The sequence below is a fragment of the Streptomyces sp. CB00316 genome (genome assembly GCF_001905595.1).
Classification (GTDB): Bacteria; Actinomycetota; Actinomycetes; order Streptomycetales; family Streptomycetaceae; genus Streptomyces.
In genome coordinates, this window is the sequence record NZ_LIXI01000001.1 from 153,997 (window position 1) to 172,736 (window position 18,740).

Below are 18,740 nucleotides of genomic sequence, written 5' to 3' on the forward strand. Positions count from 1 at the left end.
TCCTCCGGGGTGCCGCACACGCACCCCGGGCCCTCACTCCCTCACTTCCCTCCACCCTCCCGCAGGCCCGTGATCAGTTCGCGCGGCAGCCCGTGGGTGTCGTGGAGGTAGTGGAAGTCCTCCTCGGACAGGGGCCCTTGGAACCGGGGCCGGGCGAGCACCAGCCGCCCGCGCTCCAGGAGCCGGCCGAACCGGTCCTCCTCCTCGCGCAGCATGCGGAGCACATAGCCCGGGCGCATCTCCTGCGTGTCCTGCCGGAAGTGGTCCAGCGTGTGCCGGACCAGCTCCTCCGGCAGGTCGCCGACGCTGCGCGAGGGGTCCTCCCGCCGGAGCACGGTGAGGACCCGACGTACCAGGCGGCGCAGCACATAGCCCCGCCCCGTGTTGGCCGGGCGCACGCCGTCGCCGAGGATCACGACGGCTGAGCGCAGGTGGTCGCAGACCAGGCGCAGCGAGTGCTCGTCCAGATCCCACACGGCAGGGACGAGGCGGCGCCAGGGGTCGAAGATGTCACAGGCGAAGACGGACGGCTTGCGCTGGAGCAGTGAGGCCAGCCGCTCCAGGCCGAGTCCGGTGTCGACGTTGCGCTGGGGGAGAGGGGCGAGGGAGCCGTCGCCGAGCCGGCGGTGGGTCATCGTCACGTGGTTCCACACCTCGACCCAGCGGTCGTCGCGCGTGGGCGTCGACCGCGGCGGGCCGTCGCCGCTCCACAGGAAGATCTCCGAATCGGGTCCGCACGGTCCGACCGGCCCGTTCGACCACCAGTTGTCCTCCACGGTGCGTTCGACGGGCACGCCGAGGCCCTGCCACAGCTCAAGAGATGCGGTGTCCGGCCCGGTCCGGCCGTCACCGGCGAAGACGGTGGCGTGCAGCAGCCCGGGGTCGACGCCCAGCCCCTCGGTGAGCAACCCGTACCCCCACTCCAGGCTGGCCGGGCCCTCGTAGTCGCCCAGCGACCAGGTGCCGAGCATCTCGAAGACGGTCAGGTGTGTGGCGTCCCCGACCTCGTCGAGATCCGTGGTGCGCAGACAGCGCTGTACGTTGACGAGCCGCGGGCCCAGCGGATGGGGGCGGCCCTCCAGGTACGGCGTGAGCGGGTGCATGCCGGACGTGGTGAAGAGGACGGGGTCGCCGGGGGGCGGCAGGAGAGTCGATCCGGTGATCCGGCGGTGGCCGTGTTCCTCGTAGAACTCGACGAACGTGCGGACCAGTTGTTCCGTACGCATGGGGGTGGCTCCTTCGCGTCGCAGCGGGGAGGCACCGGAGAACGGGACCGTTCGGTCACCCGGCCGGACCGAAGGGCCACGGCACCACCGACGGACCGTTTCCGGTCGCCGGGGGAGGGGGAAGGTCAGACGGCGGCAACCGGCGAGCTGGTCGCTCGCGCGGTCGCGGTGGTGGTGAGGCCGGTGACGTTCATGCGGGTGACGATAGCGCTGCCGGGCCCACCACAGCAGGTGGATTTACGGTCGGGCCCCGGACCCGGTGCGCCGGGCACCGCCCACCAGGAACAGGGCCAGGAGGGTCAGGGCGGCGCCGAACCACAGCACGCTCGTGGTGCCGACGCCGTCGACGGCGAACCCACCGAAGAGGGCCCCGAGCGCGATGGACAGGTTGAAGGCGGAGACGTACAACGAGGTGGCCGCCTCGGGAGCGTCCGGCGCGGCGTCGAGGATCCAGCTCTGGAAGGTGACCGGCACGGCGCCGTAACCGAGCCCCCACAGAACGAGAACGGCGCCCGCGGAAAGGACACCGGTGTCGACGACCGCGAGCAGGACCATGCCCGAGGTGAGGACGGCCGAGATCCCCATGACGCAGTGCCGCAGCCGCCGGGTGGCGAGGGCTCCGGCGATGAAGTTGCCGCAGATGCCCGCGACTCCGAACGTCAGCAGCAGCACGCCGATCGAGTGGTCCTTGACCCCGTCGCCCTGGAGGACGGGCCGGACGAACGTGTAGGCCAGGAAGTGGCCGGTGATGACCAGGAAGGTGAGGGCGATCCCGATCCGGACGCCGGCGTTGCCCTGGAAGACCTTCGGCAGGGCCGAGAACGTGAGGCTCCGCCCGGCCGGGATCTTCGGCATGAGGAAGAGCATGCAGATCAGGGAGACCAGCCCGAGGCCGCCCACGGCGGCGAACGCCGTACGCCAGCCGCTGAGGTCGCCGAGGAACGTTCCGGTGGGCACGCCCAGGACGGACGCGGTCTCCACCCCGCCGAAGATGACGGCGGTGGCCCGGGCGACGTGCTTGGCCGGCACCAGCCGCAGGGCGATGCCGCCGGCGATGGACCAGAAGCCGCCGACGCTGACCCCGATCAGGAACCGCGCGACGAGGACGACGCTGAAGCTGGTGGCGAAGGCGGAGGCCAGATTGGCCGCGCCCATCAGGCCCATCAGCACCACCAGGACGATGCGGCGGTCGATGCGTCCGGCGGCCACGGTGACCAGGGGCGCGGAAACGGCGGCGACCAGGCCGGGCACCGTCACCATCAGCCCCGCGGTGCCCTCGGAGACGTCGAGGGCGGTACCGACGGGGGTGAGCAGGCCCACGGGGAGCAGCTCGGAGGTCATCAGGGAGAAGATGCCCAGGGTCACCGCCAGGACGGCGAGCCAGCCCTTGAGGGGAGATTGGCCGGTGGCGGCGGGCACCCCGGTCTCGACGGTGGTCACGGCTTGGTCAGTCCTTCATCAGGAATAGGTCGGTCCACGGGCCCGGTCCACGGGCATGGGTCGGGCGGCGGCCGAACAGGACGGCCACCGCCCACGGAGGATCCGGCGGCCGGCTACTCGGTGCCGGGCGTCTTGCGCGTGGTGACGTTCATCCGGTTCCACGCGTTGGTGGTGAAGATGAGCGCGATGAGCTGAGCGAGCTCCTTCTCCTCGAAGTGCCGCGCGGCCTCCTCGTACACCGCGTCCGGCACCCCCTCGGGCAGGAGGGTGACGGACTCGGTCAGAGCCAGGGCGGCCCGCTCCTCCTCGGTGAACAGGCTTGACTCCTCCCACGCGGCCAGCTGGTGGATCCGCTCCTCCGACTCCCCGGCCTTGCGGGCGTCGGAGATGTGGTAACTGATGCAGTACGCACAGCGGTTGACCTGTGAGGTGCGGATCTGCACCAGTTCCAGCAGGACGGGGTCGAGCCCTTCACGGGCGACGGCGTCGAGGGCGAGGACGGCCTTGAACACCTTGGGGGAGACGGCGGAGAAGTTCATGCGCTGAGGCACCTGGAACGTGGTCATGTAACGACCGTAGGCGCGGAAGCGACCCGGAGCGGGGTGCATTCTGACGGCAGAATCGTGGGTCAATTTTCGGATCCCGGGACCTGAGGCACCGCCTGGTGGGACCTTGTCACGCGTCCGGCGGGCGCGGGTGCGAGCCCGGGAGTTCGGCCCTCCGCACCGCCCCGCAGGCCAGCGCGACGACCACTCCCAGGCTCCCGAACACCCCGCACCCGACGAATACCGGCGCGGACCCCCACACCCCGATGGCCGCCCCGACCAGCGGATAGCTCATCGGTGCCAGACCCACCGTGGTGAGCATCACGACCGAGGTGACGCGCCCCAGGTATGCGGGGTCCGCGGCGGTCTGTACGAGGGCGTTGGTCAGGGTGCCGCAGATACCCATGGCCAGGCCCACCGCGGCGGCCAGCGCCACGGCGAGCGGCAGCGCGGGGACCAGGGCGATGGTGGCCGCGCCCGCGCACCCCACGAGCAGGGTCCCGGCCAGGGTCAGCCCGGCCCGGGGGAGCCGCCCGGCGACGGTGAGCAGGACGGCCCCCATGGTGGCCCCCGCGCCGAACCCGCTGACGATCCATCCGTACCCCGAAGGCCCCCAGCCGCGCTCGCCGTTGAGCAGGATCATGCCGACGTTGAGGGTCCCCGTTAGCCCGAGCTCGCTGACGGCGATGACCGCGATGAGCGGGCCGATGAGGGGGTGGCGGCGGAGGTAGCGCAGGCCGCCGAGGAGGTCCTGCCAGGCGTTGCCGGGGGCGGGTGGCTCACTCCGTACGTGCGCCGCCTCACCCCGTACGTCCGCCGCATCAACCGCCTTTCTTGCGTCGGGCACCTCCAACGGCCGCAGCCGTACCGTCAGCAGGAGCGGCAGCGACAGGGCGAAGAGCACCCCCGCCACGGCGAACGCCGCCGGCGCGCCGCCGAGCCCCATGGCCAGGCCGCCGAGCGGCGGGCCGCTGATCTGACTGGCCCGCATCGACAACGTACGCATGCCGGTCACGCGCGCCAGCTGGTCCGGGGTGGTGATGCGCGGCGGGAGCGCCCCGACGGCGGGGACGAACAGCGCGTCGACCGCGCCGAACGCGAGGGCCAGCGCCACCAGGATCCACACCGCGGGTGCGGTGACCGCGACCCCGGCAGCCACCGCGAGGATGAGGACGCACCGTACGGCGTCGCTGCCGAGCACGATCCGGCGCACCCCGAACCGGTCGGCCGCCACGCCACCGCCCAGCATCAGCAGCGCCCGGGGAAACGCCCCGGCGGCCATGACGAGCCCGACCTCGGCGGGCCCGGCGACCTTCTGGGCCGACCAGGCGAGGGCGACGAAGTAGACGCTGTCGCCGATGAGCGAGGCGGTGTACGCGGCAAGCCAGCGCAGGACGTTGGCGTCGCGGTGGGCGGGCCGGGGCGCGGCGGGGATCCCGGGTAAGGCGGTCTCTGCTGCGGACACGGGGTCTCCCTGGGTGAGGACCGGGCTCAGGAGGGGAACGGGAGCCCGTACGGGCTCAGGGCCGGAACGGGAACCCGTACAGGTGCACGGACACGTGCTCGCGCCCCTCGGTGTCGCCCGCTTTCCTCGCGGCCTTGCCGCGCTCCCGCCACCGCCGCGTGACGGCCTCCAACTCGTCGCTCATCTCGGCTAGTTCGGCGGAGGTCAGGGCCATGAGCCACTCGGAGCTGAAGGCGGCGTCCGTCCACTCCTCACCCCAGGCGGCGCCCTGGTCGAGGTAGGCGCGGTACTGGGCCGAGCGGTTGTCGAGGATGCCGCGCAGCACCGTACCGACGGCGGCGGCTCCTTCCGGCGTCCCCGTGAAGTCCGCGTCGCGGAAGCCCCACCCCTTCTCGGAGGCCACCTGCCACCATCGCTCGCGGCCGTCCGTGCTGTGCCCGCTCGCCTCGGCCACGAAGCCGTGTTCCGCGAGCTTGCGCAGGTGGTAACTGACCAGCGACGGGGCCTGATCGACCTGCTCGGCGAGGTGCGAGGCGGTCGCGGTCCCGGCGGCGTACAGCAGTCGGTACAGCTGCATCCGCAGCGGGTTGGTGAAGGCCTTCAGCCGGGAGAGGTCGGTGATCTGCTCGGGCTCGCGCTGGGGTCGCATACGGCCACCGTAGATGCGAAGGATTGGTTGCGCAATAAGTCTTTCCTATCTTGAGAGGCTCCCGGGGACGCTCGGGGACGCGGCGGGAGGTTCTCATGAACGGCTTCTGGCTCCAGCCCGGCGGCGGCCCCGGCAGCGGTGGCTGCGGCGACTGTGCCGACTGCGTCACCGACACCGCGTGCAAGCCGACGATGCTCACCGAGATCGCCAAGTGGATCCATTCCATCGACGCCGACCACCCGGTGACGTCCACCGACGCGTGGGCGGGCGCCTGGTCGTACTACAAGCGCGAACAGTGCCCGTCCCCGCCCGGCGGCCCTACATCGGCAGGGCCCGTACACGCCCGTCGTCGTCGCCGGAGAGGCCGAACGCGGAGAACGCACGCTCCTCCCGCTGGGCGGCAGCGATGCGCACGCTGCTCCAGTCCAGTGCGCGCCGTGCCTCGTCCTGGGTCCGGTGCGAGGCGGTGCGGGCCTCGGCCAGGGCGTCTCCGCGCTCCTGGACGAGAAGGTCGTAGATCGGCGTGGTCGTTGATATCGCTGAAGTACTCACGACAGACCCTCCTGCCCGCTCTCTCCGGTCGTACCCGGAGAACGCCCTGGCGGGTCGAAGAAACGGGCGGCCGATGTCTCGCTACCTCCGGAAAGCGTCCGGAGTAGCGAGTCCGGCGCACTGGTTTCGGGCTAAGCGCCGTCGGCGCTTCACGGGTCGTCGGAGAACCAGGGTCGCGGGCTGCGGGTTGGCTTGCGTGGCGTCCGGCCGTCGCACGATCATGGAAACCCGATGCCCCCTCCTTTTCGCGCCCGCGAGGGCGCATCTCTCAAGCGCGGAAAAGGGAGGCAGCGCCCCCGGCCGCTGGATGGACCTCGCCGCGAGAGGGCTACCACTCGACTGGTCGGTCAACCGCGCCTTACGGTTGACCGACCAGTCAAATGGGGGGCCGATGACGGACGACACCCGCACCCGCCTCGTACGGACAGCGCGCGCTGATCCACGGCTCGTCGTTCGCCGAGGTCGGCATCGGAGACCTGTGCCGCGAAGCGGGAGTGCACCGCGGCAGCCTGTATCACTTCTTCCCCTCCAAGGCGGCCGTCGGTCTCGCCGTTCTCGACGCGAACTGGGAACTCCTCAAGGCCCTCCTGGATGAGGCGTTCGGCAGCGAGGCCCCACCGCTGGAGCGGATCGACGACTTCGTCGCCGGATTCGCCGGCATGCTGACCGCCGCCAGGGACCGGATGGGCGCCGTGCCGGGCTGTCCCATCGGCAATCTCGCTCTCGAACTGTCCGGACGGCCCGGAGAGGCGTCAGCCAGAATCGCCGAGATCCTGACCGCATGGCAGCGGTACTTCCGCGACGCCATCGCCGAGGCCGTACTCCAGGAGCGCGTCCCCGCAGGAGCCGACCCCGACGCGGCAGCCCTGCGCGCACTGTCCTACCTCCAAGGCGTCACGCTCATGGCCAAGGCGTACGACAGGCCCGCGCTCGTCGCCGAGGCCGGGACGGCGATCCGCGCGCTGATCGAGACCCCCGCCACCTGACGCCGCCTCCCCCGGCCGGCCGGTAGGCGATCCGGCCGGAGAGGATCGCCCGCCCCCACGCGGGGCCCCGTTCCCCCTGCCCATCGACTTGACCGAACGGTCAAGTCAACGGGCGGCCCTACCACGGAGCACACATGGACTTGAACCTTCCCGCACAGCAATCCGGTTCGGACTACCGCTTCGAACGTTTCCGCACGCGGTTGCTGATCGACGACATGACGTTCGGCCGCGACGCCCTCGGCCCCGGCGGCCGTCTGCCGGAGTTCGACCTGCCCACACTCGACGGAGGCCGCTTCACCTCCCGCGCACTCGGCCGACGACCGGTGCTCATGGTCTTCGGATCACGAACCTGCCCTGTCACCGAGAGCGCCGTGCCCGTACTCGGACGACTCCACACACGGTTCGGCGAGCAGGTCCGCTTCGTGCTGGTCCACACCCGCGAGGCGCACCCCGGGCAGGCGATCCGCCAGCCGGCCACCGCCGCCGAGAAGCACCGGCACGCACAGCAGTTGCGCGACCACCACGGCATCCCCTTCGAGGTCGCGGTCGACGACATCGACGGCACCCTGCACCGCGCCTTCACCCCCAAACCGAACTCCGCCTACCTCATCGACGCGACCGGGACCATCACCTTCCGCGCCCACTGGGCCAACGACGAGACGGCCCTGCGCCAAGCCCTGGAGCAGGCGGCATCCGGGAACACCGTCCATGGCCGCAGCAGGGCCATGGCGAGGCCGCTGCTCCGCGCCGTCGGACACCTTCCGGGCATCGTCACCGCGGCCGGAAGCAGGACCGGTCACGACGTCTGGCGCGCCGCACCCCCGCTCGCGATCCTCGGCGCGCTCTCACGGCTCTTCCCCGGCCTTCCCGCAGACCGGCGAGGCCCCGCCGCCGCGGCCGCCGCCCTGATCGCCTGCGCGGCGGCTGCCGGCCTGGTCGTCGTACTGGTGTGACGCTACGCCCACGGGGGAGGACGGCGAGGGCGACCACGCCGGAAGGGTTCGACCGGCAGGCGAGCTGACAATGCAGGCCGAGTCGTGGTGGCGCGGGCCGTTCGCTCCGTTGCCGGTTCTTGCTGGTGCTTTGGCGCAGCGACAACCTCAAGCGCGAGCGGCACGGCACAGGGGTACAAGGCGAACGCTTGTGCGCGTGGTGGCGAGGGGTTAGATCGAGATAGCGTGACAACGCCATCACCCTAAGTGCGCAACCGTGCGCAGAGGGCGGCCCCCGGAGGTGCGACAACACCCACCGAGGGCCTTACACCCCTAGTGGAAAGCACCCACCAGAAATGCTGCGTCATGCTATCGCGCCCCCTTCGGGCTGGACCAAGGCTCCGCACACCGTCGTACGCTCGCGGCGGATGAACAGCGACGCCAAGGTGCTCCTCCTGTACGTCCAGGGCCTCCCGGATTCCGCCACCGACCGCCCGCTCGGCGAACTGGCCCGGAAGCTCGACATGAAGGGCCGCTCGTACCAGCAGGCCAAGAAGCAGCTGACCGAGCACGGCTACTTCCACGAGTGGCGGTCCCAGGGGGACGGCGGCCGCTGGACGACGGAACAACTTTTCAGCAATACGCCGCTGACGCGGGACGAGGCCGGGGCGGTACGCGCCAAGCTGTCGCCGGAGGCCGGGCAGTTGGCGCGGCACGAACAGCAGCCCTGCCCACCGCCTCCGGGTGCGCAGTTCCCGACGGTCGGTGGACCGACCCCTCGGCCGGTCGGTGGCTATGAACCCGAGGAAGAACACTATGAAGAGACCACACCCCACCCACCCTCCGACCCGAAGCCGAAGCCGAAGCCGAAGCCGAAGCCGCATCCGAAGCCGCATCCGAAGCCGGACCCGGAATCGGAGGGCGCTCCGGCTCCGGATCCGGAAACGGCTCCCACCCCCAGGCAACTGGCGCGAGCGGAACGGGTGTTGCTCTCCCTGCGCCACTCCCGCCGCGAACTGCTGCTGGGGGTGGGCGAGGCGCGCGCCCTGGCGGGGAAGGCGGCCGAGTGGCTGGAGCGCGGCGTGACGGAGTCGGATCTACGGCACGCCCTCCTGGCCGAACGCCCCAAGGAGGGCGTGCACTCGGCGTTCGGCTTCCTGGGCCACCGGCTGACCCACAAGTGCCCGGTGCCTCCCGCCCCCGCAGCGCCCCCGGAACCGCCGCCCCCGCCGGTCCGCGCCCTGATCGTGTGCGCGGGTACCGACGCCGAGGAGCACCTCTTCCGGCCGCTGGGCGACGAGACGGAGTGCGCGGAGTGCCGCCGGGCGACGGCGTACGCGAGCTGGATGGTCGACACGGACACGTACGACTTCCCGCCCGACATGACCTGGCGCCAGCGCTTCGTGGCGGTGGCGAAGGCGGACGCGCTACGGGGCAGGACGGCCTGAGGGCGGGAGCGCGTCCAGGGTGACACGGGCGGCGACGGGCAGGTGGTCGCTGCCGGTGGCGGGCAGCGTACGGATATGGCTGACGGCGGCGGAACGGGCCAGGACCTGATCGATGCGGGCCAGCGGTAGGGCGGCGGGATAGCTGAAGGCGAACCCGCGCTCGGCGGCGTTCAACTGCGAGGTCAACGGCTCAAGTCCGCGGTCGTCGACGGTGCTGTTGAGGTCCCCCATGAGGATCACGGTCCGCACCTTCTCGCCCCGGATGAGATCCCCCAGCCTCCGGGCGCTCTCGTCCCGCGGCGAGGAGGCGAGCCCGCCGGCTCCGACCCGTACGGAGGGCAGGTGGGCGACGTACGCGGCGACGTCCCCGTACGGCGCACGCACGACGGCACGCAGTCCGCGACTCCACCCCGCCTCGAACGCGCGAGGTCGGATATCCAACAACTGCTCTTCCGCGATCGGGTACTTGGACCACAGCCCGACGGTGCCGTAGACGGCGTGATGCGGATAGTCGGCCCCGAGGACGCCCTCGTACACGGCCGAAGCAGGCCCCACCACCTCCTCCAGCGCGATGAGATCACCCCCGGCCGCGACGAGCACCCGGGCGGTCCCGGCCGGATCGGGGTTCTCATCGCTGACGTTGTGCTGCACGACGACCAGTTCCCGCGAACCGATGTCGGCACCGGGCCCGGGCAGGAGCAACCCCCCGAAGCCCTGCACCCAGACAGCCACGGGCAGCAGCAGAGCCACCAGGCCGACCCCGGACCGCCGCACGAGGGCGACGACGAACAACAGGACGACGACGACCCCGCCCCACGGCAGAAAGGATTCGACGAGACTCCCTATCCGCCCAGGGGTGTTGGGGATCACCCCATGAAGCCCCACCACCCCGGCCACGCCGACGGCGACCCCGGCAACGACCACCCCCCGCCGCCCCTCACCGACGGCCGGGGCTGTCACGTCACCACCTGCCCGCTTCACCATGTCTTCCCGTCCACTTGGCCCTTGCTACTCAGGACGAGGACGAGTGGCCGAGGGAATCAGGTTCCGGAGTGTCATCGCGAACTTGGCGCGAAGAGGGCCCGCGTTTGATTTGGCCCGTCGAAGCCGGAGATCATGTCGACTCGGCCCGAAGTACCTGGGGACCGGGGCGCGGGCAAACGGGGAAACGGAAACGGGGAGAACTTCGCGGATGGCGTGGGATGAGTGGGAGCAGCTCAAATCTGATGCGGCAGCCAATGGTTCCGCACAAATGCAGCTGAATCAGACTCATTCAGAGGGCGGAACCCAGACGGGCGCAGCTTCGGGGGACTTGAAATCAGACAAAAAGGCATGGGTGAAGGCGGGTGAGGGCGTCACCGGCCTGAAGGCCGGCGTTGGTAAGGCGTTGACGAAACTGGCCGACGGGCAGGCGGGACTGGGTGGCACCAGCGGGTCCCGGAGCGCGGCGGCGCAGAAGGAGCTCTATGACTCCTGGAAGAAGTACGTCAGCGACGTGAGCGGCCGTTGTGGTGCACTGGGCGGGCTGATGCAGAAGGCGGGTCATGATCTGGCGAGGTCCGATGAGGAGGTCAAGGAAGATCTGGAGAAGCTCAAGATGACCTATAAGGACACCGAGGCTGTCGGCGGCCAAGCGAAGGAGAAGTGATTTCGGTCATGGATCTGACGACGCTGAGAGCCTTCGAACCCTCGGAGTACGAGGAAGCTGCAGACGGCTACCGGGCCACTGCTGACATGGCCAGTACGGCCAAGGACACGATCGACAATCAGATCAGCGCCGGAGTCCGCAACCAGTTGGACGGCAAAGCGCAGGAGAGCGCTCAGGGCGCGCTCAAGGACCTGTCGCAGAACTTCCACTACGTGCAGACCGAGTGTGCCCTGGCGAGCACAGCGCTGCATGGCCTCGCCTTCGACATCGCGGTGGCCAAGCGAAAACTGGAAGCGGCGATCGAGGACGCCAGAGCCGACGGTTGCACGGTGAACCCGAACGGTTCCGTCTCGTACCCTGCCGGCAAGAAGCCCGACGACGAGAAGCTCGCTGATGGCGGCACGGTGACCGGGAGCGCCGGAGGCAGCCCGACGTCCGACGCCTTGGAGCGTCAGGCGGTGAACATCCACCCGAACCCGAACTACGGCAGGGCGATGGCATACGCCAACCGGATCGCCGACGCTTTGAAGGAAGCCACGGAGGCGGATACGAAGTGGGCGCCGAAACTGCGTGCGCTGAAGGCCGACGACGACCTGACGGTCTCCTATGCGGACTGGGCGGACGTGCAGTCGGACACGGGAGGCGTCCGCGAGGCGGGCAAGGACTATCGCGCCTCGCTGCCGGAAGCACCGAAGGACGGCACTCCGAAGGAAAACGCGTCGTGGTGGAAGGGGCTCAGCCCGGAGGAGCAGTCGGCTTGGCTCTCACTCCAGCCTGAGACCGTGGGGGAGCTTGACGGTCTGCCCTCCTCGGTTCGTGACGAGGCCAACCGTGTCGTCCTCATGGAGGAGTATGCGCGAGTTCGAATGGAATTGGACACGATCCCTATGCCGCCTGCTCAGGAGTGGACATTCATCAACGCGGGCGGCCATCCCTCCAAGGTGCGTACCGACGAATGGATGGAGTGGCACAACAAGTACGGTGACCGCTACGAGCGGCTCACCAAGTCCCGTGTCGGTATGGAGAGCATTCAGGGACGATTCGACCGGACAGGCAAGGAAGGCCTGCCCGAGGCGTACCTGCTGGGTTTCAGCGCGGAAGGGAATGGCCGGGCGATCGTTGCGAATGGCAATCCGGATACGGCTGATCATCAAGCGGTCTACGTACCTGGTACGACATCGAACCTTGGCAATGTCGGAGGCGACATCGACAGGATGGCCAATGTGTGGCGTGTGGCCAACGACGAGGCGGATGGTGGCTCGGTTTCCACGATCACCTGGCTCGGGTACGACGCGCCACAGAACATCGTGATGGACTCGCCGTTCAGCCACTACGCGGATGACGGCGCTCCCGCCTACAACCGCTTCATCGACGGCCTCGACGCCTCTCGTGCGGCTGACTCGGATCCGCACCGAACGGCGATCGGCCACTCCTACGGCACGACCCTCATCGGGTCTGCTGCTCGGCAGGGCGAACTGAACGTGGACGATGTCATCCTGGCGGGCAGCCCAGGGGTCCAGGTGAGCAAGGCCGAGCAGTTGGACGTTCCCGAAGGGCACGTTTGGAACCAGGAGGCAGATGGGGACGTGGTGCCGGACATCGGCCGCTGGGGGCACGGTGGGACGGACTGGGACGGCGCGTGGATCATCCCGAGCGACCCGCTTTTCGGTGCCAACCAGATGCCCACGGACACCGAGGGACACAGTGACTACTGGAAGGAGGGCACCGACAGCCTGAGGAATCAGGGACTGGTCGTCGCTGGGCGTGGGGATGAAGTCGAACTGAAGCCGGTGCCTCCCGCGTATACAAGGGGGCGATAGAGGTGCGTCGCGGAGAGGCGGATCGTGCATGGGATTCCCGGGTGGTCGCCCCGCCGCCCCCGACCGAACTGACCGGATTGTGTTCCGGCCCGACCGAACGAGGCTCTTCCACCATGAAGACCGCACTGGGCGCTCAGGCGCTCATCGTGTCTATCGCCCTAACCACCCTTACTGGATGCAGCATGACTGATGCCCAAGATTCCAACTCTCTCCCCTCGGCGGGCACCAGCACGTCGGAGGAAGCCGCCCGAGCGGTGAAGAAGGTCTCCAGCGAGCTCTACGACCTGATCGGCATCAAGGGGAAGGCATCCAACAGCGGAGCCGGCGTCACGGAATGCGGAGGTAAGGACCCGGAAAAGTACTTCCAGATCTTCCATCCCTGGAGCTTCACTCCAGCGTCGCCCGAACAACTGGGTGAGGTGATGGAGCGACTCAAGGAAGATCTTCCCAAAAACGGCTGGAAGGTCGTCGAGTATGGGCCTGACACCAGCAAGAACAAGAACGTCAGGCTTACCGCCGACAACGAGAAGGAGCGGCACAGCGTCAAGATTTGGCACTATGCCAAGCGCAATCCGCCGAAGCTGAGCCTGATGGTGGTGTCTGGCTGCTATCAGGTCCCGGAGGGGGAGAAAATCGACCGATTCTGAGTGGGCGATTCACGATCTTTTGAGGGGTTCCGGCGTCGCCTGAGGGTGTGAGCTGTCACTCTGCTCGACCAGGGCGTCAACCAGGTCGTCACGCACGGGGCCGGACTCGGCATCGACGTCGAGATCGTCCGGCGGAACCCCGAGGAGACGGGCTACGTGCCGCAGCCGAAGCGGTGGCGGCTGGAACAGACCTTTGGGATCTTGATACTGCACGGGCGCCTGGTCCGTGACAACGAACACCGTCCGGCCTCCTCCGCCTCGCGCGTCTACGGGGCCATGACCCGGGCCATGCCCGGACGAATCACCGACACGACCACGCTCACCTGGCGTGATCCACAGGCTGCCGGCGCTGCACCTGAACCCGCTCCTTCCCCGACTACCCACGCCTCCACGTCGTCTTCGACGACAACACCGGCCCGCTGAGGGCCCGCGACACCTGCGAGGCGCTCGACGTCGTGCTCCTGCCCAAGCGCGTCGAACGCCCTCCTGCCAAGACGAAACGCCTGTCACGCTGGGCATCCTCGCTGAAGCCGAATCTGGAACGGTTCAGTTGCAACGCTGAAGAAGCTCAATGGACGTTCGGTGGGGGAGTTGCCATCAACCCCAGCGACGACCATCGTCGCCTGATTCCTCAGGCTGTCCGTGTCCGGGTCCCAGTATTCGCTATGACCTTCACTGGCCAGTACGGAAAGGTAAGACTTGAGGAATAGGATATCCGGCACGGTTCTTCTGGGTGCCGCAACACTCACCGCACTTACAGGATGCAGCATGACTGACCAGACAGATTCCAGTACCCCGAACCCGGTCGGAACGCGAAGTGTCGATGATGTCGACGCCGAAACGAAGCGTATTTCCAGTCAGATCCTCGATATCATGGCCGTCAAGGGAAAGATGTCCAAGTCGGGCCCGGGAGTGAGTACGTGCGAGGGTGCGGAGCGAGGCAAACTGTTCCTCATGCGGCACCCATGGAGCTTGACCGGACCCTCCGACGCTGAACTCATGAAGGCCATGACCCGCCTCAAGGAAGACCTTCCGAAGCATGGCTGGAAGGTGGTCGCATATGGGCCGAACAGTTCGAAATCCAAGTCCTTGGAGCTGACTGCGGATCACATCGAGAAGAAATTCGCTGTCAAGGTCGAGTTCTGGGAGAGGAACAGTGGCGGAGACGCCAACGATCCCACTTTGCTCGTCAACGTGGTCTCCGCCTGTTATCAGGTCCCGGAGGGGGAGAAGGTCGACCGATACTGAGGTCGTCGCGTTCGTTTCGGGCAGTGCGGGGGCGCCGCTGACTTTCGCCCCCGTATCCCGGAATGCCCACCCCCCCAAAAAAGACGGTTGGTTGACAGGTCAAAGAGTCGGCAGACCGTCTGTGGGTCCAGGCCAGGGGCGGGGCGGGCGCCCCCTGGGCCACGTTCTGTGGGACCGGCCTGGCGGTCAGCGACCTTGGTGTACGTGATCAGGTGGTGTACTCCTTCTCTGAGCTGGCGGCTCGGTGCAGGGATTGCCGAAGTCGTCGACGTCGAGTCCAGCCAGGTGCTCGAGGAGGGCCTGCCTGACGTCCCGTACGTGCTGGGAGAGCCGCTGTCCTTCGATGTCGGCGGGAGGGATGACTCGTCGGAAGGCGTCCTTCTCGATCACACAGCCGACGAGCTTCTCCGCCACCCAGACCGGCGTGCGTTCCCGGATGGCGAACGTCAGGTGGATGCTGCGCACTTCGGAGCCGAGTGCGTGGGGATTGTGGACCCACCCCCTCGGCAGGAGCAGGGACTGACCCGGTCCAAGGTCGACCTCCAGGTCTGGTCCCACGGCTTCCCACCGGGGGATGAAGGCGGGGTTCCAGACGCGGGTACTCCCGCATCGGAGAGGGGAACATCGGGCGCCAGAGCTGCCACCGCTTGGTGCCCGCGATCTGCACGATGACGGCCATCTGCTGGTCCCAGTGGTGGAGCAGGCCCTGACGGCCGGGTGGGGTCACGAAGGCGTGCAGGTAGTTGCTGTAGCCGGTCTCCCGCTGAATGCCGCGGGAGACGTCCGCCAGGAAGGGGACCACCCGCTGGAGGTTGCCGAGCCGGATCGTGTGGCCGTCCTCGTAGAGGCTCCGTAGCTTCGCCGGGTCGGTCCGGCCCGCCGTCCGGTGGCGGTCCGGGTGCAACGCGGCACCGTCGCTCACGACGGCGATCTCGTCGGCGGGCACGCACCCGGTGCCCAGGCAGTGATCGATGCTCTCCGCATTGATCACCCGGTCCAGCTCGCCGGCCTCGCGTTCGTACACGTACGGCTCGTCCGGCCATGAGGTCAGGAGCTCCGTCACGCCTGGGGCGGGTAATAGGAGGCGGAGGGACATGGGTGTACTTCCTCGCTTCGGTTCACTTTGCTCGCCGATCGGTCAGGAGGGCGGCAGGGGGCACGGGAGGCCGGGATGGTGGTGGTTGAGGCAGCACACCACCGAGAACGAGATCAGGCTCTGGGACTTCGTGTAGTGCGCCCAGCAGACGTCGACGCCTCGGGGGAGGGCGTCCATCGCGTACGCGATCTTGTGTTCGAGGGTGACGTAGGCGCGGCCGCCGTCATCTCTCTCGCCAGGGGGATTGGCCTCGTACGTGCTCTTCAGCCAGGTGACGGCACCCACGACGCGGGTCCAGGTGCGCTCCACCGCGGTCTGGTTCTGCCGCATGAGCCAGTGCCCGGTCATGAGGGGCGGGAGCGTCGAAGCGACGAACGCTCGGGTCTGTTCGGAGTTCAGTTCTGCACCCGGACGGCGTAGGGCCTCCTGGCCGTACGCGTCCCTGCTGCCGGTCCACGGACCGTATCCATGCCAGTGCCCTGACCAGGTCATCTGCGCCCTTCGATAGGGGAGGCGGGCCGGCCCGGAGCATGTCCGTTCCAGCCCGCTGCGTGGTGCTTCGCGCTCAGGAAGGGGGCCAGGTTAGAGCGTCAGGCCCCTCGTCCTGACCCACCCGGTGGCGAAGTCGTCGAGCTCGGCTCCGGTGAAGCGCAGCTCCTTGCCCGCGCCCTCGGGCTTGCTGTCACGGACGACGAAAGAGGCCTCCGCGCCGGGGATGGCGGCGAGGCTCACGCAGGTCTCGTCGGAGCCGCCCGCGTCGCCTCCGCAGTAGGTGGCGAAGGCGTCGGCGGCCGGGATCGGCAGCGCGTAGAGGTTTCCGTTCATGAGAGAGTCCCTTTCGGTGCTGATGTCGCGGAGATGCGGTCTCCGCACCGTCGTGCTCCCGGCCCCGCCCGGCTGCCGACCGTCCATGGAGACAGCCGGGCGGGAGTCTGTGGGATGAGTTGTCCGAGCCGGACGTCGGCCTGCGGCGGCCCGCAGGTAAAGGCCCATACCGGAAGGTCCTGTTCGCGTTCACCCCTAGGGCGTCACCGGTCGGACCACACCGCCGCGACAAGCGGACGAGCCGATGGTGGCGAGGCAGATGACGTAGGCGATCTGCCGGGCCCGTTCGCTCATCGCGCTGCGTTCCGGCCCGGGATCGGCCGTACGGGAAGAGGTGGGCGGGTCGAAGCTGCTGCCCCATTCATGGCGACAAGCTTGCGGAGCACCCGGGCCAGAGCCCTGACGTGGGAGTAGACCTCATGGGATAGGGCGTGCGGGCCCGGAGGATTGTCGATGAGATGAACGACCTCCAGGACGAAGCCACGGTCGGCGCTGCCCCCATGCGTCCTCCCCTCCTCGGCGGACGGGCCGCCGAGGAGGGCACTGACTCGACCGCGCAATGAGGCCGCGGCCTCGTCGAGTTCCGATCGGGTGGTGGTACCCAGCTGGAACGCGAGGACACGCCGCACCTCATGTTCTGCCTGCTCTGCCTCTGCTTCCGTGCTCGCCACCGCGTCGGAGGAACGGTCCGTGCCGGTAGCGCTGCTTGTGTTCATCAGGTCGGTCACCACGCATCTCCGTTCATGGCCGCTTTTGATCGCGGTCTGTGTAGAGGTAACTGCGTGGTGTGCTCATCCCGGTACCGTTGGATACAGGCGTAACCGTGAAAGCCATGAATTTCCGGGGAGTTGGTGTAGGCGTGGCACCCGAAAGCAACCGCAATTCCGGCCTTGAGAACCTCCTCGAGCAGGCGGGTTGGTCCAGGACGCAGCTTGCGAACGCCGTGAACCGCACCGCTCGCGAGGCGGGTATGGCGCTGAAGTACGACCAGTCCGCCGTATCGCACTGGCTGAGCGGGACGCAGCCGCGAGCACAGGTCAGACCGGTGATCATCGAAGCGCTGGAACGGAAGCTGAGTCGCCCGGTGACTTCGCCGAGGCGGGGCTGCGTTCGCCGGAGGCGGGCGGCAGCAGACGCCGGAGACACCGCCGCCTCCCTCTTGGACCTCGGAAGGGCTGACATGGACCCCTCGCGACGCGGAGTTCTCGCGGCAGGCCTGTACTCGGCGGCCCTGGCCGTCCCTCTGTTCGCCGGTGAGGCCTACGCCGAGGAACGGGAACGCTCGGTCCGGCCGACCGGTCGCATCGGCGCGGCCGAGGTCGCGACCGTCCGTACGATGACCGACCGCATCGCGGACATCCTCGACGAGCTCGGTGCCGGACATGCCCGTCCGATGGCAGCCGCGTTCCTGGTGAACACGGTGGCGCCGTACTTGCGCGCCTCCGCCGCCGGACCGGTCCGGCGCGACATGCTCTCCGCCGCTTCGGACCTGACGTACCTCACGGGCTGGATGGCGATGTACGAGCGCGCTCACGGCCTCGGGCAGCAGTACTACGTGAAGGCGTTGCGCCTCGCCCAGGAGGCGGCCGACCACGTCACGTACTGCCGCACGCTACGCGGCATGAGCCTCCAGGCATCCAACCTCCGCTACGGCCCAAAGGCCCTGGAACTGGCGGACTCGGCAGCCGAGGCAGCACCGGACGCCGGCCCGCGCCTGGTGGCCTTCCTCCGCGGGCAACAGGCCCACGCCTCCTCGATGGTCGGCGACCGCCGCCAGGCGTTCGGGAGGCTGCGCGAGGCGGAGGCGGCGCTCTCGAAGGCCGATTCGCGGCGGGAGTCGATCGGTGGGTACGACCAGTCCGCCTACCAGTTCCACGTCGCCCACGTCCTGTACGAGACACGCGACCTGCCGGGCTCCATCGCGGCATTGAAGACATCGCTCCGCGCTCAGCCGAAGCAGGAGCGGCAGGGCCGCCTCCACGCCAACGCGGTCATGGCCCAGCGGCAGTTCGAGTTCGGCCATATCGAGGAGGCCTGCACCACGTGGGGGACGTTCCTCGACGACTACGTAGGGCTCTCCTCGGCACGCGGCGACGAGCACTTCGAGACCATGCGCAAGCGCATCGCGCCGTACGGCAAGCTCCGGGCGGCGCGTGAGCTCCAGGAGCGGTCGCGGCAGGTGGCGGGGATGAAGGGGTAGCCCTCACGCGGCG

18 protein-coding genes and 3 pseudogenes are annotated in these 18,740 nt (G+C 68.7%); 10 read left to right on the top strand and 11 right to left on the bottom strand.

The window, feature by feature from the left end:
* Positions 1–41 precede the first annotated feature (41 nt).
* From AMK21_RS00675 to AMK21_RS00695, 5 genes are all read right to left on the bottom strand, one after another.
* Positions 42–1,226, bottom strand: coding sequence for an alanine--tRNA ligase-related protein (locus AMK21_RS00675; protein ID WP_073873046.1), 1,185 nt, complete (start codon positions 1,224–1,226; stop codon positions 42–44).
* Positions 1,227–1,463: 237 nt separating this feature from the next.
* Positions 1,464–2,666 carry an MFS transporter gene (locus tag AMK21_RS00680; RefSeq protein WP_073873050.1) on the bottom strand — a complete coding sequence of 401 codons (1,203 nt, stop codon included), beginning with the start codon at positions 2,664–2,666 and terminating at the stop codon, positions 1,464–1,466.
* A 113-nt stretch (positions 2,667–2,779) separates the two neighbouring features.
* Complete coding sequence (locus AMK21_RS00685; protein WP_234421787.1) at positions 2,780–3,232, bottom strand: carboxymuconolactone decarboxylase family protein; 453 nt, start codon at positions 3,230–3,232, stop codon at positions 2,780–2,782.
* 109 nt (positions 3,233–3,341) lie between these two features.
* Entirely contained in the window at positions 3,342–4,676 is a 1,335-nt protein-coding gene (locus AMK21_RS00690) for an MFS transporter (RefSeq protein ID WP_073873054.1), read from the bottom strand.
* 55 nt (positions 4,677–4,731) lie between these two features.
* The gene (locus AMK21_RS00695) at positions 4,732–5,325 is read right to left on the bottom strand and encodes an ArsR/SmtB family transcription factor (protein ID WP_073873057.1); all 594 of its coding nucleotides are present in this window, start codon (positions 5,323–5,325) and stop codon (positions 4,732–4,734) included.
* A gap of 92 nt (positions 5,326–5,417) precedes the next feature.
* On the opposite strand from AMK21_RS00695, the pseudogene AMK21_RS35640 reads away from it, so the two are divergent.
* Positions 5,418–5,615 (top strand): annotated as a pseudogene (locus AMK21_RS35640) (hypothetical protein); the annotation flags it as partial.
* A 28-nt stretch (positions 5,616–5,643) separates the two neighbouring features.
* Here AMK21_RS35640 and AMK21_RS00700 read toward each other — a convergent pair.
* Positions 5,644–5,877 carry a hypothetical protein gene (locus AMK21_RS00700; protein WP_073873060.1) on the bottom strand — a complete coding sequence of 78 codons (234 nt, stop codon included), beginning with the start codon at positions 5,875–5,877 and terminating at the stop codon, positions 5,644–5,646.
* A gap of 437 nt (positions 5,878–6,314) precedes the next feature.
* Here AMK21_RS00700 and AMK21_RS00705 point away from each other — a divergent pair, with 437 nt between their 5' ends.
* From AMK21_RS00705 to AMK21_RS00715, 3 genes are all read left to right on the top strand, one after another.
* A complete protein-coding gene (locus AMK21_RS00705; protein WP_267893895.1) occupies positions 6,315–6,863 on the top strand; it encodes a TetR/AcrR family transcriptional regulator in 549 nt (182 codons plus the stop codon).
* A gap of 134 nt (positions 6,864–6,997) precedes the next feature.
* The gene (locus AMK21_RS00710) at positions 6,998–7,816 is read left to right on the top strand and encodes a TlpA family protein disulfide reductase (RefSeq protein ID WP_073873066.1); all 819 of its coding nucleotides are present in this window, start codon (positions 6,998–7,000) and stop codon (positions 7,814–7,816) included.
* Between the two features lie 407 nt (positions 7,817–8,223).
* Entirely contained in the window at positions 8,224–9,243 is a 1,020-nt protein-coding gene (locus tag AMK21_RS00715; RefSeq protein WP_107429843.1) for a hypothetical protein, read from the top strand.
* On the opposite strand, the gene AMK21_RS00720 is transcribed toward AMK21_RS00715, so the two are convergent.
* A complete protein-coding gene (locus tag AMK21_RS00720; RefSeq protein ID WP_073873073.1) occupies positions 9,223–10,227 on the bottom strand; it encodes an endonuclease/exonuclease/phosphatase family protein in 1,005 nt (334 codons plus the stop codon). The two genes, AMK21_RS00715 and AMK21_RS00720, sit on opposite strands and share 21 nt — an antisense overlap.
* A gap of 208 nt (positions 10,228–10,435) precedes the next feature.
* Between AMK21_RS00720 and AMK21_RS00725 the strand changes: the two genes are divergently transcribed.
* The 5 genes and pseudogenes from AMK21_RS00725 (at position 10,436) to AMK21_RS00745 (ending at position 14,606) form a co-directional block, all read left to right on the top strand.
* On the top strand, positions 10,436–10,891 hold the full coding sequence (locus tag AMK21_RS00725; protein WP_073873076.1) for a hypothetical protein: 456 nt from the start codon (positions 10,436–10,438) through the stop codon (positions 10,889–10,891).
* An 8-nt stretch (positions 10,892–10,899) separates the two neighbouring features.
* Positions 10,900–12,711 carry an alpha/beta hydrolase gene (locus tag AMK21_RS00730; protein ID WP_073874175.1) on the top strand — a complete coding sequence of 604 codons (1,812 nt, stop codon included), beginning with the start codon at positions 10,900–10,902 and terminating at the stop codon, positions 12,709–12,711.
* Positions 12,712–12,824: 113 nt separating this feature from the next.
* Positions 12,825–13,358: a hypothetical protein gene (locus tag AMK21_RS00735; RefSeq protein ID WP_073873079.1), complete on the top strand. Its 534-nt coding sequence runs from the start codon at positions 12,825–12,827 to the stop codon at positions 13,356–13,358.
* Between the two features lie 60 nt (positions 13,359–13,418).
* Positions 13,419–13,709: pseudogene (locus AMK21_RS36790) on the top strand (IS5/IS1182 family transposase); the annotation flags it as partial.
* A 417-nt stretch (positions 13,710–14,126) separates the two neighbouring features.
* Positions 14,127–14,606, top strand: coding sequence for a hypothetical protein (locus AMK21_RS00745; RefSeq protein ID WP_079181039.1), 480 nt, complete (start codon positions 14,127–14,129; stop codon positions 14,604–14,606).
* A 186-nt stretch (positions 14,607–14,792) separates the two neighbouring features.
* Here AMK21_RS00745 and AMK21_RS36565 read toward each other — a convergent pair whose 3' ends face one another.
* From AMK21_RS36565 to AMK21_RS00760, 4 genes and pseudogenes are all read right to left on the bottom strand, one after another.
* The gene (locus AMK21_RS36565; protein WP_308311693.1) at positions 14,793–15,071 is read right to left on the bottom strand and encodes a hypothetical protein; all 279 of its coding nucleotides are present in this window, start codon (positions 15,069–15,071) and stop codon (positions 14,793–14,795) included.
* 163 nt (positions 15,072–15,234) lie between these two features.
* A pseudogene (locus AMK21_RS36570) lies at positions 15,235–15,702 on the bottom strand (JmjC domain-containing protein); the annotation flags it as partial.
* Between the two features lie 42 nt (positions 15,703–15,744).
* The gene (locus AMK21_RS00755) at positions 15,745–16,050 is read right to left on the bottom strand and encodes a hypothetical protein (RefSeq protein WP_234421788.1); all 306 of its coding nucleotides are present in this window, start codon (positions 16,048–16,050) and stop codon (positions 15,745–15,747) included.
* Between the two features lie 234 nt (positions 16,051–16,284).
* Complete coding sequence (locus AMK21_RS00760) at positions 16,285–16,527, bottom strand: DUF397 domain-containing protein (protein ID WP_073873088.1); 243 nt, start codon at positions 16,525–16,527, stop codon at positions 16,285–16,287.
* Positions 16,528–17,359: 832 nt separating this feature from the next.
* Here AMK21_RS00760 and AMK21_RS00765 point away from each other — a divergent pair.
* Entirely contained in the window at positions 17,360–18,727 is a 1,368-nt protein-coding gene (locus AMK21_RS00765) for a hypothetical protein (protein ID WP_073873091.1), read from the top strand.
* The last annotated feature ends 13 nt before the right edge of the window (positions 18,728–18,740 follow it).

Excerpts from the sequence above, each read along its gene's own strand:
- AMK21_RS00720 (WP_073873073.1), bottom strand. The coding sequence starts at position 10,227 with ATGGTGAAGCGGGCAGGTGGTGACGTGACAGCCCCGGCCGTCGGTGAG.
- AMK21_RS00730 (WP_073874175.1), top strand. The coding sequence starts at position 10,900 with ATGGATCTGACGACGCTGAGAGCCTTCGAACCCTCGGAGTACGAGGAA.
- AMK21_RS00765 (WP_073873091.1), top strand. The coding sequence starts at position 17,360 with ATGAATTTCCGGGGAGTTGGTGTAGGCGTGGCACCCGAAAGCAACCGC.
- AMK21_RS00695 (WP_073873057.1), bottom strand. The coding sequence starts at position 5,325 with ATGCGACCCCAGCGCGAGCCCGAGCAGATCACCGACCTCTCCCGGCTG.
- AMK21_RS00715 (WP_107429843.1), top strand. The coding sequence starts at position 8,224 with ATGAACAGCGACGCCAAGGTGCTCCTCCTGTACGTCCAGGGCCTCCCG.
- AMK21_RS00725 (WP_073873076.1), top strand. The coding sequence starts at position 10,436 with ATGGCGTGGGATGAGTGGGAGCAGCTCAAATCTGATGCGGCAGCCAAT.
- AMK21_RS00685 (WP_234421787.1), bottom strand. The coding sequence starts at position 3,232 with ATGACCACGTTCCAGGTGCCTCAGCGCATGAACTTCTCCGCCGTCTCC.
- AMK21_RS00760 (WP_073873088.1), bottom strand. The coding sequence starts at position 16,527 with ATGAACGGAAACCTCTACGCGCTGCCGATCCCGGCCGCCGACGCCTTC.
- AMK21_RS00745 (WP_079181039.1), top strand. The coding sequence starts at position 14,127 with ATGACTGACCAGACAGATTCCAGTACCCCGAACCCGGTCGGAACGCGA.
- AMK21_RS00675 (WP_073873046.1), bottom strand. The coding sequence starts at position 1,226 with ATGCGTACGGAACAACTGGTCCGCACGTTCGTCGAGTTCTACGAGGAA.
- AMK21_RS00755 (WP_234421788.1), bottom strand. The coding sequence starts at position 16,050 with ATGACCGGGCACTGGCTCATGCGGCAGAACCAGACCGCGGTGGAGCGC.
- AMK21_RS00710 (WP_073873066.1), top strand. The coding sequence starts at position 6,998 with ATGGACTTGAACCTTCCCGCACAGCAATCCGGTTCGGACTACCGCTTC.
- AMK21_RS00735 (WP_073873079.1), top strand. The coding sequence starts at position 12,825 with ATGAAGACCGCACTGGGCGCTCAGGCGCTCATCGTGTCTATCGCCCTA.